Source organism: Treponema primitia ZAS-1 (assembly GCF_000297095.1).
In the GTDB taxonomy this organism is placed as follows: domain Bacteria; phylum Spirochaetota; class Spirochaetia; order Treponematales; family Breznakiellaceae; genus Termitinema; species Termitinema primitia_A.
In genome coordinates, this window is sequence record NZ_AEEA01000175.1 from 1 (window position 1) to 16849 (window position 16849).

Sequence of the window (16849 nt, forward strand, 5' to 3'; positions counted from 1 at the left end):
CCCCCAGTTGTCCCCCCGTTTAATCTGTTCAGTGACCATTTTGACGGCATACTCGGTAAGGCGTTTGCGCAGGCCGCCATAGGCGGAGACCTGGATTTCCACGTCGATTACGATACCCGTTTTGGTACGAACTTTTACGTCCAAAACGCCTGCTTTGTCATCTGCAAACTCCCGTTTGAGATTGGGGTCCACGATGGTTAGGCTGTCGTATTCCGTCTCGGGCAGATTCAGGGCAGCTTTTAAAAACCCGGCAAGAATATCGATATTCCGCTGGTCGCCGAAGATAAGTTTGAAAACATAGTCCACCATAATTTTGAGCACCGGTTTTTTCATAAAAACCTCCTGCCCCAGATAGGGAATTAGACCCTGATTTTGCTTTAGTCTGCGGAAAAATATTTTTGTTTTTTGATCATACTCAAGGCCCATTCCTATACTGCAATCCGGTCTTTGTATTATGTGATATCGGCGGGCGTGGGGAGGGGTACGCCCGCCTTCATGTATATGGAATTCTCTGTCGTAGTAGACCCGCGCAGCGGGGCTGCGGAGACAGGTTCTACATGCACATGAAGACGGGTGTACCCCTCCCCACGCCCGTCTTTGCCGACAAAGTACAAGAAAAAAGATATAGTATTAGGTTGACAATTCTCAAAACTTAACTTATACTGTATTCTCTACAGCATACTTAAAGGTTGTTATGCACTATAATTTTGGCGAAAAAATCCGGGCAGTCCGGGAGCGGCGATCCCTCACCCTGCGGGAGGTGGCGGAACGAGCGGGGGTAAGCGAGAGTCTGGTTTCACAGATTGAGCGGAACAGGGTTTCTCCGGCCATCGATACCCTGTTGGCTTTGGCGGATGCTTTGGACCTGGACCTGGAATACCTGTTCTCCGATTACCGCCGGGAACGGTCGGTGCGGATCATGCGGCGGGAGGAGCGGACTACCTTTACCCGGCCGGGGGTGCTTTACGAGCGGCTGGCCCACCTTGAGAAGCAGGGGCAGGAGGGCATCGAAGCCTACTCGATTACCCTGGAGGCAAAGGCGAAGACCGGAGGGCGGGAATATGGGCATCCGGGATGGGAGTTGGGGATAGTCCAGGAGGGGAATGCGGAGCTTACCGTGGGGAACCAGACCTATGAGCTTTCCCCGGGGGATTCCGCCAGCTTTATGGCCGACTCCCCCCATGTGCTGTCAAACCCCGGGGATGAAACGCTGCGGGTATTTTGGGTTATCACGCCGCCAAAGGGCGAAATAGGAAATTAAAGAGGAGTTATATATGGGAAAAACCTTAGCGGAAAAAATTTTTGACGCCCATGTGGCGGACCGGCCCTTCGGTGACACCTGGGTGCTCAGGCTGGACCGGGTATTTTGTCACGAGATCACCACCCCTATCGCTATCAACGATCTGGTATCAAAAAAACTGGACCGGGTCTTTGACAAAACAAAGCTCAAGGTAGTGATAGACCATGTAAGCCCTGCCAAGGATTCCAAAACCGCCCAGCAGGGGAAGATACTCCGGGACTGGGCGCGGCGGCATGGGATCAAGGATTTCTTCGACATAGGCAGGAACGGTGTGTGTCACGCCATCTTCCCGGAGAAGGGCTTTGTACGGCCGGGCTACACCATCATCATGGGGGACAGCCACACCTGCACCCACGGAGCCTTCGGGGCCTTTGCCGCCGGGGTGGGTACCACAGACCTGGAAGTGGGGATCCTCAAGGGGGTCTGCGCTTTCCGCAAGCCCGAAACTTTGCGTATCAATCTGAATGGAAAACTCAGTAAAGGTGTGTATGCCAAGGATGTGATCCTGGCGATCATCGCTAAAATCGGCGTGGCCGGCGCCACCGATAAGGTAATGGAACTGCGGGGGCCGGTGATCGAAGGGGCCGATGGCGTCCCGGCGCTCAGCATGGAAGGCCGGATGACTATCTGCAACATGGCGGTGGAAGCCGGCGCCACGAGCGGGGTCTGTATGCCCGACCGCGTTACGGTGGACTATCTCTGGCCCTTCATCGGTCCGGCGGGGGAAAAGGCCTACGCAACCAAGGAAGCGGCACTGGCGGACTATGCCAAGTGGCGCAGCGATGATGACGCGGTGTATGCGGGGGTGGTCGATATTGACTGTTCCGGTCTGGAGCCGTCGGCTACGGTGGATTATAAGCCGGATCAGGTTAAAACTATCCGCTCCCTTAAGGGGACGCGGGTAGACCAGGTCTACATTGGGTCCTGTACCAACGGGCGCATGGAGGACCTCCGGGCTGCGGCGGCGGTGCTGAAGGGGCGGAAGATTGCCGACACCGTACGGGGTATCGTTTCACCGGCCACCACGGAAATCTACACCCAGGCCCTCAAGGAAGGGCTGATACAGATATTCCTGGACGCGGGGTTCTGTGTAACCAACGCCACCTGCGGGGCCTGCCTGGGAATGTCCAATGGGGTCCTGGCTGAGGGGGAAGTTTGCGCCTCCACCACTAACCGCAATTTCTACGGACGTATGGGTAAGGGCGGCATGGTCCACCTTATGAGCCCCGTTTCCGCGGCGGCAACTGCCATAGCGGGCAGTATCACTAATCCCGAAGATCTTTAAACTTATTATAGAGGAGACCAGTATGAAAAACTTTGGAGGCCGGGTCCTGTTTTTGGATCGCAGCGATATTAATACGGACGAGATTATTCCCGCCAAGTACTTAACTGAAAATTCCAAGGAGGCCCTTAAGGCTTTTATCCTGGAGGATCTGAAACTTCCGGGCTTTAGCCCTGCGGATACTGCCGGCAAGGGGGCTATCATTACCAGGGCTAACTTTGGCTGCGGCAGTTCCCGGGAACACGCGCCCTGGGTGCTGGAAGTGAACGGCATCAATATCGTTATCGGCGAAAGTTTCGCCCGGATATTCCGTCAGAATATGTATAACTGCGGGATGATCGCCGCGGAGCTTCCGGCGCCCACCCTGGAGGAACTGTTCCGGGATTTTAAGGGGCAGGAAACAACGCTTACGGCGGATATCGAAAAAGCTACCCTCACCTTTGCGGGGGGAGGGAAGACAAAGTCCGTCCCCTTTGTACTCAAGGATTTTGAAAAAGCCCTGGTGGAAGCCGGGGGATGGGTTGAATATGCCGCGGCGCATTATTAATATGGTTTCGAGGCCCCAGGGTCCAAAGGCCCTTGGGGATTACTGTTAAGGAGGTTCCTTAAATGAACGGTTTAGTTATGCTTCTTATTTCTGCGGTGGTACTTTTGGCTGCATATCTTGTGTACGGACGTTACTTAGCACGCAAATGGGGGGTGGATCCCAAACGGCCTACCCCGGCCCATGAGATGGAGGATGGCGTGGATTATGTCCCCACCCGGCCCAGCATTGTGTTTGGCCATGAATTCGCGTCCATCGCCGGTGCAGGTCCCATCAACGGGCCTATTCAGGCGGCAATGTTCGGCTGGCTGCCGGTACTGCTCTGGATACTTATCGGGGGGATATTCTTCGGCGCGGTCCAGGATTTTTCCGCCCTTTACGCTTCGGTAAAAAACAAGGGAAAAACCATCGGGTATATTATCGAAACCTATATCGGTAAAACCGGGAAGCGGCTTTTCCTTCTTTTTGTGTGGCTCTTCTCCATTCTGGTGGTTGCCGCATTTGCGGATATCGTGGCGGGAACCTTCGCGGGCTTCAACGCCGCAGGGGGCAAGGTGGAAGCCAACGCTGCGGTGGCCACAACATCCCTGCTCTTTATCGCCGCTGCCATTGGACTCGGTTTTTTCATGAGAAAATTCAAGCCCACCGGCATTGTGTCGGGAATCGTCGCCGTAGTTTTGCTGACAATCTGTATCACCCTTGGCATTCTTCTTCCGGTTTATGTGGCAAAATCTATTTGGCTCTATGTGGTCTTTGCCTATATCTTTTTCGCCTCCATTACCCCGGTTTGGGGCTTACTCCAGCCCCGGGATTATCTTAATTCCTTCCTTCTGGTGGCCATGATCGGCGCGGCCTTTATCGGCGTGGTCTTCACCGCCCCGGTCATCAATATCCCTGCGTTTACGGCATTCAAGGTGGGTAACAATTACCTGTTCCCCATCCTGTTCGTTACCGTAGCCTGCGGCGCGGTTTCCGGTTTCCACAGCCTGGTAGCCTCCGGTACCGCATCAAAGCAGATCGATAACGAAAAACATATGCTCCCCATATCATTTGGGGCCATGCTGGTGGAAAGTCTTCTGGCGGTATTAGCCCTGATTACCGTGGGCGCCTTAACCGTAGGGGGAAAACTCCCGGAAGGTATCGTCACCCCGCCGCAGATCTTTGCTTTTGCGGTTGCGGGCTTCCTGACCAAGCTCGGCCTGCCTGCAAACATCATATTCACCCTGATTACCCTTTCGGTTTCCGCTTTCGCCCTCACCTCCCTGGATTCGGTGGCCCGGGTTGGCCGCCTTGCTTTCCAGGAGCTGTTTACGGAAGATTTGGAACCGGGACAAACGGGGCATCCCTTTGCGAACTTCCTGGCCAATAAGTATGTCGCCACCATTGCTACCCTCTTTGTGGGTTACCTCCTGGCCGTACTGGGGTACCAGACCATCTGGCCCCTCTTCGGATCCGCAAACCAGCTTCTGGCGGCATTGTCCCTTATCGCCTGTTCCGTTTTCTTAAAAAAGACCAACCGTCAGGGCGCCATGCTCTGGGGACCCATGTTCATCATGCTTGCGGTTACCTTTACTGCCCTGGTTTTTACGATCATTCAGAAATACGGTAAGATAGGGGCCGGCAGTTTCACCTTCGGCGCCGACGGCCTCCAGTTGGTCTTCGCCATCCTGCTTCTGGGCTTGGGGATTATGGTTGCTGTTTCGGGGGTAAAGAAACTCACTGAAAAGGCTGCGGCATAGGTAGTATGTTTACAACAACGGTAACACCCCGGTTCGGGGATATTGACGGACTGGGGCACATCAACAATACGGTCCTGGCAAATTGGTTTGAACTTGGCCGGAATCCTCTGTTTCGGATCTTCGCACCCGATCTCCGGGTGGTCCATGGCGACTGGCCCTTGATTATGGCCCACGCGGATTATGATTTTGTGGGGGAACTTTTTTTCCAGTACGATGTGGAAATCCGCAGTTGCATCAGCCGCATCGGGACCAAGTCCTTTACGGTGTACCACGAGGCATGGCAGGAAGGACAGCTTTGCACTACGGGACACGCCGTAATCGTCCACTTTGATTTTATCAGCCGGAAAAGTACACCTATTCCGGCTGATAAAAGAAAGCTTCTGGAAGAACACCTTACACCACAGGAAAACTAAGTCTACTTAATCACCGCCGGGTCGTAGTCCTTCGGGGGTACGTAACCTAATAACCGTATGCAGGTGGCGGCGATAGAGCTGATACCCAGGCCCTCGTTAAGAATGCTGTCGTGAGGAGTCGCGGGATATTCGCCCTTGTACTCCGGATCGTAGACGATGCAGGGGACGGGGTTGAGGCTGTGGCTGGTCTTAGCCTTGGGGCTGCCATCCTCTTTGCGGGATACGGCGCCGCTTTTTTTATCGTGTTCAAACATATCGTCCGAGTTGCCGTGATCGGCGGTGATTACCAATACTGCGCCGGCTTCATCCACCGCTTTGGCGATACGGCCCAGCTGGAGGTCCATGGCTTCCATGGAGCAGACCACCGCCTGGTATATCCCGGTGTGGCCCACCATGTCGCCGTTGGGGAAGTTGAGCCGGATAAAATCGTATTTCCCCGAGGGTATGGCTTCCAATATCTGATCGGTTATTTCGGCGCACTTCATCCAGGGGCGCTGTTCAAAGGGGAGCACGTCGCTCTTGATCTCCACAAAGGTTTCAAGCTTGTCGTCGAACTTGCCGGTACGATTGCCGTTGAAAAAGTAGGTTACATGGCCGTACTTCTGGGTTTCCGAAATAGCAAGGGTACGTACCCCGGTGGCAGCCAGGTATTCACCCATGGTCTTATCGATGGACGGCGGGCTTACCAGGTAGCGCTTAGGGGCATGTAAATCGCCGTCGTATTCCATCATCCCGGCGTAACAAACCTTGGGCCTGCGTCCGCGGTCAAACTTATCAAACTTGTCATCCTCGAAGGCGGCGGTGATCTCCAGGGACCGGTCTCCACGGAAATTGAAGTAGACCACCGAATCCCCGTCTTCGATAGTACCAATAGGCTTGCCCCCCTCGGCTATGACGAATTCCTTGAGGTCCTGGTCGATGATACCGGGGATCTCCTTGCGGTAGGTTTCCACCGCCTCCCTGGTTGTAGCGAACTGCCGTCCCTCGCCGTGGACATGGACCTTCCAGCCCCGTTCCACCATGCTCCAGTCCGCGCCGTAGCGATCCATGGTGATCCACATACGGCCGCCCCCGGAAGCTATGCGGGCGTCAAAATTACTGCCGCTCTGCTCTTTCAGGAAAGCCTCGAAGGGGTCAACATATTCCAGGGCGCTGGTTTCACCCACATCCCGGCCGTCGAAAAGTACGTGGACCCGAAGCTTCTTAACCCCGTCTTTTTTTGCCTGCTTAATCATGGCCTTGAGGTGGTCCAGATGGCTGTGCACATTGCCATCGGAAAAAAGGCCGATAAAGTGCAGGGTTCCGCCCTTAGCGGCATTGGAGGACACATCCTTCCAGGCCTGGCCGGTGAACATGGCCCCGGTTTCGATGGACTTGGACACCAGGGCCGCGCCCTGATTAAAGACCCGGCCGCAGCCCATGGCGTTGTGGCCCACTTCGCTGTTCCCCATGTCGTCGTCCGAGGGGAGACCCACCGCCTTACCGTGGGCTTTAAGCTTGGTATTGGGGCTCTTCGCCCTAATCGCGTCTAAATGATACATTTTGGAATCGGCGACCGCATCGCCTTCTTTATATTTGCCGTATCCCACGCCATCCATGATGACCAGGACCACCGGACCGCGCCGGCCCTTCCAGGAAGGGTCTTTTTTAAGGGCTTCTACCATATCGGGAACTCCTTGATTCAATAATTTACCTGGTTAAGAGTATATCACAAAAAGCGGGGTTTGTTTAGTGCGGAGAGGTGGGAATACCGGATTTCCATCGGCCACAAATCCTTATTTTGACTATCCCGTACTAACAACTTCGATGCCGGAAAGGTCTCCATATAAGGTTTCGGTTTGATACTCAAGTACGCCGTTCACGGTTTTTTGGGTATAGGTCCCCCAGGCTTTTCCGTTAGACCAAAAACATTTAAAATTATCTTTGTTCAGCACCGGAGCAAAATACATTTTGCCGGCGGGCAGATCCGGACGATAGCCGCTAAGGGCTAGCAAAAGGCCCCAACTGGACATGATCCCCGAATAGTGCCATCCGCATTCAAATTCGTTCCATGGATTACGCTTAATGCCATCGTACCGATCCCGAACAGCCTTGGCGATCGTGAGCCCCTCATCAAGAAACCCTTCGTAGATTAGGGTAGAGGCGACATGGTATTCAGTACGGCTCCAGGCTTCTTCGGAGTAGAAAAACGGATACCGGGGCCGGCCGCCCAGGGGCCAGGTGGTCATCAATAAACCCTTGTCATCGTTAACCGCATATCCCCGCTGCATATTCGGATGATCAGTAAAATCTGAAATAAAGTTATATTTAAAAATAGACTGGGCTGCCTGCTTAATATGCCCCGCATCCACAAGCGGCCCAAGGCCCGTCAAATGGGCATAAAATTGACCGATTAATTGATCCGCGAGGCAGCCCGTACCATGTTGATATTTAAATTCATCTACATCTTTCAGTACCTGAATAAAATATCCCGCCTTGCTATCCCACATGAATTTATCCGCTTGAACCGAAGCCGTATCGTAAATAGTTTGATAACGATTGTGCGCACCTTCGTCCTTCAAATATTCTGCAATTTTCACCGCCGCTTTTAATGCCGCAAGATAGCACAGGTTACCTAAGGGGTCTATCCCGTAAAATTCCACATCATAATCAACATGCTTCATTCCGTCCAATACAAAATCACCGTCGGTATCCCAGGTTCGAATCCCATAATCCAGGGCCAATTTTGCCTTGGGCCATAGTTCTTTAAGGAAAGCATCGTCCCCGCTGATGAGCCAATCCCGGTACAGCCGCACTATGGTGCCCATCTGCCCGTCTACGGCGGGCAAAAAACCCCAGCTGGCGCCATTCAATTCCCGCATTGCCCGGAATTGCATTTCCCCTTCATCATTAGTCTCCGTAAGAAAGTCCGTCCGCCGCATGGATTGCTCCAGTTCGGGAAACAAATAGGCCATGGCCTGGGCATAATACCAGACATGGGTACAGTTACCGGGACAACTGCCTACGTTATCAAGGCACCCTTCAAAAGCAAACATGTGCCCATTTTCGATACGGAAACAGGTTGTACTTTTAAGGATAGTCAGGTTTGCGGTCATGGCGTCTATTATGTAACCCGGCAGGGTACTGCCGTATACGGCGTCGGTAAATTTCCGGCTCACCCCTTCCAGACGATCCAGATTTTTCAAAAGGTAGGATCCGGCGCCCCAGGAACTTTTAAAGAGGGTTGCATAGTAATTACGGGTTATCTCCTGGCCCTCTTCATCACAGAGGTTCATATCCTTTGGCCAACTCTTAATGCGATTTGGAAAATACCATGCCAAGGCAAAGGTGTAACAGTATTCCTCCCCGGGGGCCAATGTGCGGCTTATTGCCAAAGAACCAATTTTTATGAGGATCTTTTTATCCAATTTACCATCCACACCCATTTTAGGCGCATCGTTATCCAGTTTACCATCCTCACTGAAATCATCCCAAAAATTGTGAATGCCATCAATGCGCTGCCCCATCTGCCATTCCGCTTTGTAACTTACGGATTCATCGGATGTCATCAAAGCCAAATTGCCATATTCGATACTGGCAGGCGGAAGGCCGTCGTTATCAAGGAAAATACCCCGTATCTCCTGCTCTTTTTGATAGACATTAAAGGGACGGCCCGTATTAATAAAATTCCCAAAGGGTTCTATGCCGGTGAATCCTCCGGCATTATACAGAGAACCGGCAACTGAAATTTGTAATGGCGCCGCCGAGGTGTTTTTAATTCGATACCGCAGTATCGCTGCGGGGATCCCCGAATCATTGGCGTTAAGGGGGATGAAAGGGTTAAACGCCTCCAGTTCTGCTTTAACCGGAAGGCGATCATCCATAAATTGTATTGATGCAAATGGAAATTGTACTTGCATCTCGCTCTCCAGGAAACGCGGTAAACCGCTTAATTCCTGTGCGGGTAATCCATTGGCAGCGCCATAGGGAGGGGTTAACCGGGATTCCAGAACCTTCGTAACATTAACCCCTTCCCCCTGGGCATGAACGGCAAAAAAGGTATAGGGAAAGCGGAGCCCCTTGGATGGATGATTGAAAAGTTCAAAATCCGTAAGCTGCCCTCTGGAACCAAGGGAAATACTCCCCGTACCAATACCCCCAAGTAAAAAAAGCGCCTGGTCGTGCTCCCGGGTATACCGGGCATTATACCCAAGGCCATACAATACATCCTGGGGGTAAATCTTTTCCATACCCTAATTTCTCCTACTTAAACGGTACGTAGTCTTTATAATCGTTAAAAATCAAATACTCCGGCTTAACATCTTCCTCAATTTCAGGGATTCTACCCTTAGCTGAATGGAAACGATTATCAACCCTATCGTCATTGGTGGTAGAAACTTCAAACAGCATGACCTTTCCCTTTTCGGCAATCCAATTATGATATTGCCCGGGAAGCAGGGTAATACTCTGGCCGGGGAGCAGCCGTACCGCACTGCCTGCGGGCACGGTAATTTTCTTTCCATCCAAGGTTAATACCACATCGGTCTTGGCAAAGTCTTCGTGCTCATCGGAATTGTACACATGAAGAACTAATTCCCCGCCGCCCCGGTTGATAATATCCTCCATTTTACTCCAATGGAAATGAAAGGGCAGTTCCTGGCCTTCATCCACCAGCAAAAGTTTTTCCGCATAGGGTTTTGGATATTTTTCTTTATTATTAAAATTACCGTTACGGTACGTAAAGATAGTAAGTCCCACCTTCTTAAAATTCCCGCCAAAGTCTGAAATATCCCATCCTAACATATTATCCACAAGTTCACGCTCATCTTCCCCAATCTTACGCCAGTCATCGGGGGACCATGTAGCAAAGGGTGGAAATTCCAGACCCCTACCCCGGACAAATGCCAGGGATTCCCGTATTATCTTGTTCAATTCAGAACGTTTCATATGGAGCTCCTTTTAGTTTATCTCAATCACCGTATAGATACCGGCGTTCTTGACCTTCAGAGAATTTCCTTCAAGACTACTCACGGCGCCGGAATTTTCCGGGAAGCTGTACACTTTTGCCGATTTGGCGGAAAAATTCAGCTTGAAGGCTGCTTCCGCTATCGGGTCAATCAAGTGGGTTTGTTCATTAAAGCTATAGTTCAAAATATGCAGTGAATAACCGGTTTTTGTTTTATGCAGGGCAATCCCGAATTTTTTACTGTCAGCAGCCTCAACCAGCCCTTTGTTTTTTGCAAGTTCCCCCACTAATACCGCCCGGTCAGCCTGCTTATAATTAGTGTACTTGGATAATGCAGCCGTTGCCCGGGCATAGGTAATTACCGCTCCCCCTGCGGCGGCGAATGCGTTAAGCGCCGCTGCACTGGTTTCGTCCAGGAGGAACGCATCGGGGACCACCACTTTTTTATATCCCTTGAGACGTTCGACGGTAAGGATTTCATCGGGGCTTTCGTAGATAACATTATAGAGTACCTGGGCATCGCTCAGATCCTGAACGAGGTTAAAGAAATTCCCGAAATCTCCCTGGTTCGAAAAAGCCCCCTGCCTGCCAAGTTCTTCCACTCCCTTGAGGCTTATCTTTTCTACTTTGTTATACGTTGAATTAACATCGGTTGCCGGTTCAGAAACCATATTTTCATACGCTGAATTGTGATCGTAGATTACCGCAATATCCGCCACCGGGTTTTTGGTGAACAGATGTTCATTGGTATCCAGCCAGGGCCCTAAATTCTTCAGGAGCCGGAGATCCGGCCAGAATGCATCCCGGACCTGATTCTGCAGCCAGGAACCATAGGGGAAGGCTACATGAAAACCATGGGCAATCGGCTCAAGGGCAAACATAATAAACCGGTCGTTGATGCCATTTTTAATATCCACCAGCATATCCCGTACATACTGATTAGGATCTTCCACAAAGCAGCATTCCTTACCATTGAGCCAGCCGAATGCAAACTTATACCAGCCATCCTGCCGCAGGGTTATGGCAGTTTTTTCACCCGCCAGCAGATCCAAATGTTTTTTGGAACTCCAGGCAATGGGCATACACTGGAACAGATTGGCGGTAACCGGGAAATTTTCACCCCGTGCTTTTTTCCCATAGGCCTTAGCATGGGTTGAAAGCTCCCGCACCACCCATTCAATGGAATCCATCTGCATATTGAAGAAATGCCGGTATAGGGGGATATCCCAACGGTCATTCCCATTAAAGGCTAAAAGATTTTCATCGGTATAGCCTTTGCCCAGAAGGTACTTGCGATAGTCAAAGGCATCAAGACTTCCCGCATCCGCCGGAAGCGCTATGTTGTTCTTTTTCAGGTAACGGCGGAACTTATCCAAACATTCAGGACAGAAACAACCGGCATTGGAGAGGATATGTTTCTGGGTATCGTATTCATCAATGTGCAGCCCGCCGGCCCCGGCATCGATCATCAGTTCCACATCCCGCTTCATGTACGTAAGGTAGGATTCCTTGTTGCAGCAGGGGGAATAACATTTGTGATCATGGTTCGGCGCCATAAGCCAGGCGGAAAGAATATTACGTCCTTCCAGGGATGTGGATTTAAATTCCTGGAGGAAATCCCCCACCTTTTTTCCCTGCCAGTCCAAGAGACCGTTGGGAAAGAATTTTTCTATCGGATCAAAAAGCTTGGGATATTTATTGGTGGATAATTCACTCATCCCCACATATTTATGGTTCTTTGAGGCGCCCCGCAGGATATTCAGGGACAGGAGCTTACTTTCATCTTCATTAAATTCGGCGCCGAATTCCCAGAGTTGGGCCTTCCACAAAACCGAAAACACCTTAACCCCCCGCTTGGCGCACTCATGGCAGAATTCGCTGTCGTTCATGAAACCGTAGAGCCGCATTCTGGGGGAGGTGTCGCCGAAGGCCTCCTTTTCCATATAGGGCAAACCAATGGCGCCGCTGCCCAGGCTGGACCAAATAAGCATATTCGCATGAATATCGCTGATATCGTCCACCATCTGCATGTTTTTCTGGGGCAAACTGGGATGATAATTCCACATATCCCGGTACCAGCCCATGAAATAAAGTCCCTTAAGCATAGTTTCCTTCCTTCAATTAAATTAACCTTCAGCTTTTAAGGCCGGAGAGTAAGGTGCCCTTGATAAGATGTTTTTGTCCAATTATATATACCACCGAAGGAACAACCAGGGAGATCATGACCCCCGCAAGAATGTAGGCCAGGCTGCCCGCGGAACGGAACCCCTTGAGGGTCTGCATACCCATGGGAAGGGTAAACTTCTCGGTTGAATTGATGTAGATGAGGGGAGCGAAAAAGTTATTCCATTGTGCAATAAACTGAATAAAGGCAACCACAACCAGGGATGGTACCGACATGGGGATGATTACATTCCAATAAATACGGAACTTATTACAGCCGTCTATGACCGCCGCATCATAGTAACTATTGGGAATACCCGCCATGAACTGCCGGAGCAGGAAAATACCAAATGGATTTGCGATATACGGTAGTATCAATGCCAGCGGAGTATCTATCAAATTCATCCTGGATACAATCAGAAACTGTGCAACAACTATGGATTGGAAGGGGATCATGAGGCCGCAGATAATATAGATAAACATAATATTCTGACCCTTAAAATGCAGTTTTGCAAAGGAAAATGCCGCCATTGAAGAAAAGAGTAATGACACTGCCACTATGGAAACTACCACGACGATACTGTTGATTAAATACCGTCCAAATGGTAACGCCTTGAAAATATACGCATAATTTTCCCAGCGCCATTCGGTGGGGAAAAATGCCGGCGGCAGACTAAAAGAATCTTTGGGCAGCCGCAGAGAAGTAGAGAAAGCCCAGAAAAACGGAAACAACATAAGAATGCCTATAACGGTAAGGCAGACAACCAATGCGGTCTGTCCAATCTGATCCGATAAACTATGGTTTCTGATTTTATTTGGTTTTATTTTTTTCACTTTTATACCTCGCCTCTATTCACTATCATAGTTTACCCATTTTTTCTGAAATGCAAACATAAAAATAGTAACCACCAGAACAATAAGGAACAGAATTAAGCCCAATGTGGAAGCGTATCCAAAGTGATACTCCCCAAAGCCCTTCCGATAAATGTGCATGGCAATAGTCTGAGAAGAAACCCCCGGACCTCCCCTTGTAAGAAAGTAGGGTTCATCAAACATCTGGAAACAATTAATCAAAGTTGTGGTAATCACAAAGAAAAGGGTTGGCGTAAGCAGAGGCAGCTTTACATGGAAAAACTGCTGTAGTTTACTTGCCCCATCAATGCTTGCAGCTTCCAGGTAAACATCCGGTACATTTCTAAGACCTATGTAATAGTACAAAAAAGCGTTGCCAATGAATTTCCAGGCGCTGAACAAAGCAACCGAAAGGAGGGACCACTTCGTATCGGCCAACCACCGGATTGGGGCAATGCCGAATTGACTCAGGATCCAATTGAAAACGCCAAAGTTATAGTCGTAGAGATACCCCCATACCAGGACAATTGAAGCGGTGGTGACAACCAGGGGGAAATAAAATACCGTCCGAAAGAACCCCTGGAAAAAACGGCTCCTGACCGAATCAATGAGGGTCGCTAAAACAAGACCCAGGATGATATGTACGGGGGCGATAATACAGATAAATTTAAGCGTATTGAACACCACGATTTTAAAATCCGGATCCGTAAATAACTTGAAAAAATTTGTTAATCCGACAAATTCAAGGGGAGACAGAAGGCTGAAATCTGAGAAACTTAAAATAAAAACAGTCATAAAAATCGGGATGCCGATAAATGCCGTATAAAACAAGACCGTAGGAAGTATAAAAAGATACCCGGAAACATTTTCCCTTATGGTGCGCTGCTTTTGGCTAACCGTATGTACCGTTTTTGTCCCCATGGGATTGACTCCTTACACTTTTAAATCAACCGAATCCGGAATTATGTTCCGGATTCGGTAAAAAATTATCATCCTGAAAAGGATACGCAATAACCTTAGTTTTTAAACAGGCTATTAACAACCCTAATCTGCGCATCGGTCTTACGGAAGCTGCTCTCTGCAAATACTTGGTTAATCTCAGCGGCGGCCAAATCCAGGGCCTGCTTGGCGGGCATCTGATTTGAATAGATTATGTCCATGTATTTGCCGTAAATATTTGCAAGATCCGCATACTCAGGCGGATCCTGGCTGCGGCGCCATTGACCGGAATTATATACCTGATACATGGATTTCCAGTTATCAATAGTCCGATCCTTTGCCAGGATCTGTTCACCAAATATTTGGTTAGCCGGCAGGGAACCGGTTGTAAGGAAGGTATCAACATAGGTCTGACCAGCACACCAGATAGCAACTTTTTTTGCAGCATCCGGAACCTTGGTGCTCTTCAATACCACAAAACAGGCGTCACCGGCGCAGGAGACATTCCCCGCCTTACCCGCCGGTACTAATTGGGTATAGATGGTATCGTAGAGTTCACTGGCAGCATAATCATTTGAGACCCAACGGCCTATCCATTGCATGGCAGCGCGTCCCTGGATTACCAATTCTGTCTCACTAATAGTTTGGCTGGGCTGGGGAGCATAACCATATTTAAAAATGGCGTCCTGCAGGAACTGGAATACTTCTACGCTCTCGGGAGAATTGATTGCCGCTGCATCCCAGTTGTTATTTAACGGGGCCGCGCCATTGGAATAGAGAAGCGCCTGAAGACAGAAGAAATTCGTGGGTACCGCAAAGGCAAAAGCGCCCGTATCGGCGGCCTTTATTTTGGCGCAGATATCCCTAAAATCGTCCCAGGTCCAGTTATCCGGGGGCAGCGCAACACCGGCTTTTTGGAATATGTCCTTGCGGATATGGGTAACCACCGAGTTTGCTTCAAAGGGGTACCCATAGAGCTTACCATCCACGACGAATATCTTCAGCAATTCCTTATCAATACCCTCCGACCGGATGCTCTGAAGCTCCTCGGGATGCGCGGCAATATAGTCGTCCAAAGGCTGGGCCAGATCGTTCATGATCATGAATCCAACCCCTTCCAGGCCCAGACTGATAACATCCGGGGCATTGCCGCTGGCAATCATGGTCTGGATTTTCATCAAGAACCCGTTCCAGTTTGATCCATAGGAATCGCTGGTTATGAACTGGAATTCCGGAATGATACCGGGATTTTCCTTTACAAATGCATCAAAAACCGTCTTTTGAGCGGTACTTAGGGCGTTGCCATCGTTAAAAAGGGCAACCTTGACCCTTACCGGACCACCGGCAGCGGCGGTGGCAGCTTTTTTTCCACCACAGGCGACAAATGCTAATGCCAGGATTAGGCATAGCAGAATTGGAATGATTTTTTTCATCTTAGCCTCCTTAAAAGTATTTAGGACCTTAACAAAGGTTTAGTATATGATTTAAAAATTCATATACTTATTTAGTGGAAGATACCTCCTTTGACTAACCAATACTACCATGTGTTTTTTATTAATGCAAGTCTTTTTTTAAGAAATTGTATATAAATTTTTACATGAAAACGACTAAATATTAACTAATTTTTTTACACTCCCCCGAGGTACCAGGGTGGTTAAAAGTTGGGTTTTTGTATGGATTTCTTCACCGTCATCACAGAGGGCGAGCAGCCTGCGTACGGCTACCTGGCCAAGTTCCCTTTTAAGGACATTAATCGTTGTTAGCGGCGGAGAGGTCATATCACAAAAGGGCATATTGTCAAAACCGATCAGGGATACATCATCCGGAATACGGTATCCGAATTCCTGCAAAGCCTTCATCGCCCCAAAGGTAATAATATCGTTTACGACACAATAGGCCGTTGGAATTGCATGTTTACCCTGTAAATACCGGCACATATCCTCATAGGCGTCATTGGAAGTAGGCCCCAGGCTGATACAATACCGGTTATCAACTTTTAGGCCATAGGATTCCATAGCCCTGATAAAGCCGTTTTTCCGGTAATAAAAATTACGAATTGGTACGGAACTATCAATATAACCTATTTCATGATGCCCGTTTTCTACCAGGCAGGTGACTGAAACATAGAGGGAATCCGAATTATTCATCAATACGGTATCAAAATTCCCCTCCCTGAACCATGCATCTAAAACAACAATGGGCCCCAGGGTGTTGAGAAAAGGACGCATATCCGCCCATTCCAATTCCGTAGCCAACAGGATAATCCCCGAATTACGTTCCCGAATCAACTGCTCCAATTTCGACCGGTATCCGCTTTCTCCTTCTTTTATGGTTACAATCTTAGTATCAAGTCCATGGGCGTGGCCTTCACTTTCCACTCCATCCAATAGGGCGGCAATAAGGGGGGTGTTCGTTAATACCAGTCCGCTTTTCTTATACATCACCAGTTTTATGCTGGTAATGTGGGTTGAATTGAGATATCCGGTCTCCTTTGCAACTTTGAGGATGGTTTCCGTGGTTTTAGAATTCACCCCCCTTTTATTATTCAAAACATTGGAAATAGTTGCCTGTGAAAATCCAGTGATAGCGCTAATTGTTTTTATATTAGTTTTCATTTTATTCACCACTTTCCAGTAAATTTTGAATTCAAAGCAACGTAATAATCCAGCAAG

General features: G+C 49.5%; 14 protein-coding genes. 5 read left to right on the forward strand and 9 right to left on the reverse strand.

Annotated features, from left to right (window positions below):
• Positions 1-333, reverse strand: a 333-nt coding sequence (locus TPRIMZ1_RS0117205) for an Rpn family recombination-promoting nuclease/putative transposase (protein WP_026043789.1), incomplete at its 3' end; no start/stop codon positions are given.
• A 361-nt stretch (positions 334-694) separates the two neighbouring features.
• Between TPRIMZ1_RS0117205 and TPRIMZ1_RS0117210 the strand changes: the two genes are divergently transcribed.
• The 5 genes from TPRIMZ1_RS0117210 to TPRIMZ1_RS0117230 all read left to right on the forward strand — a co-directional run bounded on the left by TPRIMZ1_RS0117210 (position 695) and on the right by TPRIMZ1_RS0117230 (position 5278).
• The gene (locus TPRIMZ1_RS0117210; protein ID WP_010263622.1) at positions 695-1261 is read left to right on the forward strand and encodes a helix-turn-helix domain-containing protein; all 567 of its coding nucleotides are present in this window, start codon (positions 695-697) and stop codon (positions 1259-1261) included.
• 13 nt (positions 1262-1274) lie between these two features.
• Positions 1275-2585, forward strand: a complete 1311-nt coding sequence (locus tag TPRIMZ1_RS0117215; protein ID WP_010263624.1) for a 3-isopropylmalate dehydratase large subunit — start codon at positions 1275-1277, stop codon at positions 2583-2585.
• Between the two features lie 22 nt (positions 2586-2607).
• Positions 2608-3129, forward strand: coding sequence for a 3-isopropylmalate dehydratase small subunit (locus TPRIMZ1_RS0117220; protein ID WP_010263625.1), 522 nt, complete (start codon positions 2608-2610; stop codon positions 3127-3129).
• 62 nt (positions 3130-3191) lie between these two features.
• Positions 3192-4865: a carbon starvation protein A gene (locus TPRIMZ1_RS0117225; RefSeq protein WP_010263627.1), complete on the forward strand. Its 1674-nt coding sequence runs from the start codon at positions 3192-3194 to the stop codon at positions 4863-4865.
• Between the two features lie 5 nt (positions 4866-4870).
• Complete coding sequence (locus TPRIMZ1_RS0117230) at positions 4871-5278, forward strand: acyl-CoA thioesterase (RefSeq protein WP_010263629.1); 408 nt, start codon at positions 4871-4873, stop codon at positions 5276-5278.
• A 2-nt stretch (positions 5279-5280) separates the two neighbouring features.
• On the opposite strand, the gene gpmI is transcribed toward TPRIMZ1_RS0117230, so the two are convergent.
• The 8 genes from gpmI to TPRIMZ1_RS0117270 all read right to left on the reverse strand — a co-directional run bounded on the left by gpmI (position 5281) and on the right by TPRIMZ1_RS0117270 (position 16792).
• On the reverse strand, positions 5281-6942 hold the full coding sequence (gene gpmI, locus TPRIMZ1_RS0117235; RefSeq protein ID WP_010263631.1) for a 2,3-bisphosphoglycerate-independent phosphoglycerate mutase: 1662 nt from the start codon (positions 6940-6942) through the stop codon (positions 5281-5283).
• 120 nt (positions 6943-7062) lie between these two features.
• A complete protein-coding gene (locus TPRIMZ1_RS19465; RefSeq protein WP_010263632.1) occupies positions 7063-9507 on the reverse strand; it encodes a GH116 family glycosyl-hydrolase in 2445 nt (814 codons plus the stop codon).
• 13 nt (positions 9508-9520) lie between these two features.
• Positions 9521-10204 carry a D-lyxose/D-mannose family sugar isomerase gene (locus TPRIMZ1_RS0117245; RefSeq protein ID WP_010263634.1) on the reverse strand — a complete coding sequence of 228 codons (684 nt, stop codon included), beginning with the start codon at positions 10202-10204 and terminating at the stop codon, positions 9521-9523.
• 12 nt (positions 10205-10216) lie between these two features.
• Positions 10217-12328, reverse strand: a complete 2112-nt coding sequence (locus tag TPRIMZ1_RS0117250) for a hypothetical protein (protein WP_010263636.1) — start codon at positions 12326-12328, stop codon at positions 10217-10219.
• 28 nt (positions 12329-12356) lie between these two features.
• Complete coding sequence (locus TPRIMZ1_RS0117255) at positions 12357-13220, reverse strand: carbohydrate ABC transporter permease (RefSeq protein ID WP_010263638.1); 864 nt, start codon at positions 13218-13220, stop codon at positions 12357-12359.
• 15 nt (positions 13221-13235) lie between these two features.
• A complete protein-coding gene (locus TPRIMZ1_RS0117260) occupies positions 13236-14159 on the reverse strand; it encodes a carbohydrate ABC transporter permease (protein ID WP_010263640.1) in 924 nt (307 codons plus the stop codon).
• A gap of 95 nt (positions 14160-14254) precedes the next feature.
• Positions 14255-15610 (reverse strand): ABC transporter substrate-binding protein, encoded by a 1356-nt coding sequence (locus TPRIMZ1_RS0117265; RefSeq protein ID WP_010263642.1) that lies wholly within the window; start codon positions 15608-15610, stop codon positions 14255-14257.
• A gap of 174 nt (positions 15611-15784) precedes the next feature.
• The gene (locus TPRIMZ1_RS0117270) at positions 15785-16792 is read right to left on the reverse strand and encodes a substrate-binding domain-containing protein (protein ID WP_010263644.1); all 1008 of its coding nucleotides are present in this window, start codon (positions 16790-16792) and stop codon (positions 15785-15787) included.
• Between the last annotated feature and the right edge of the window lie 57 nt (positions 16793-16849).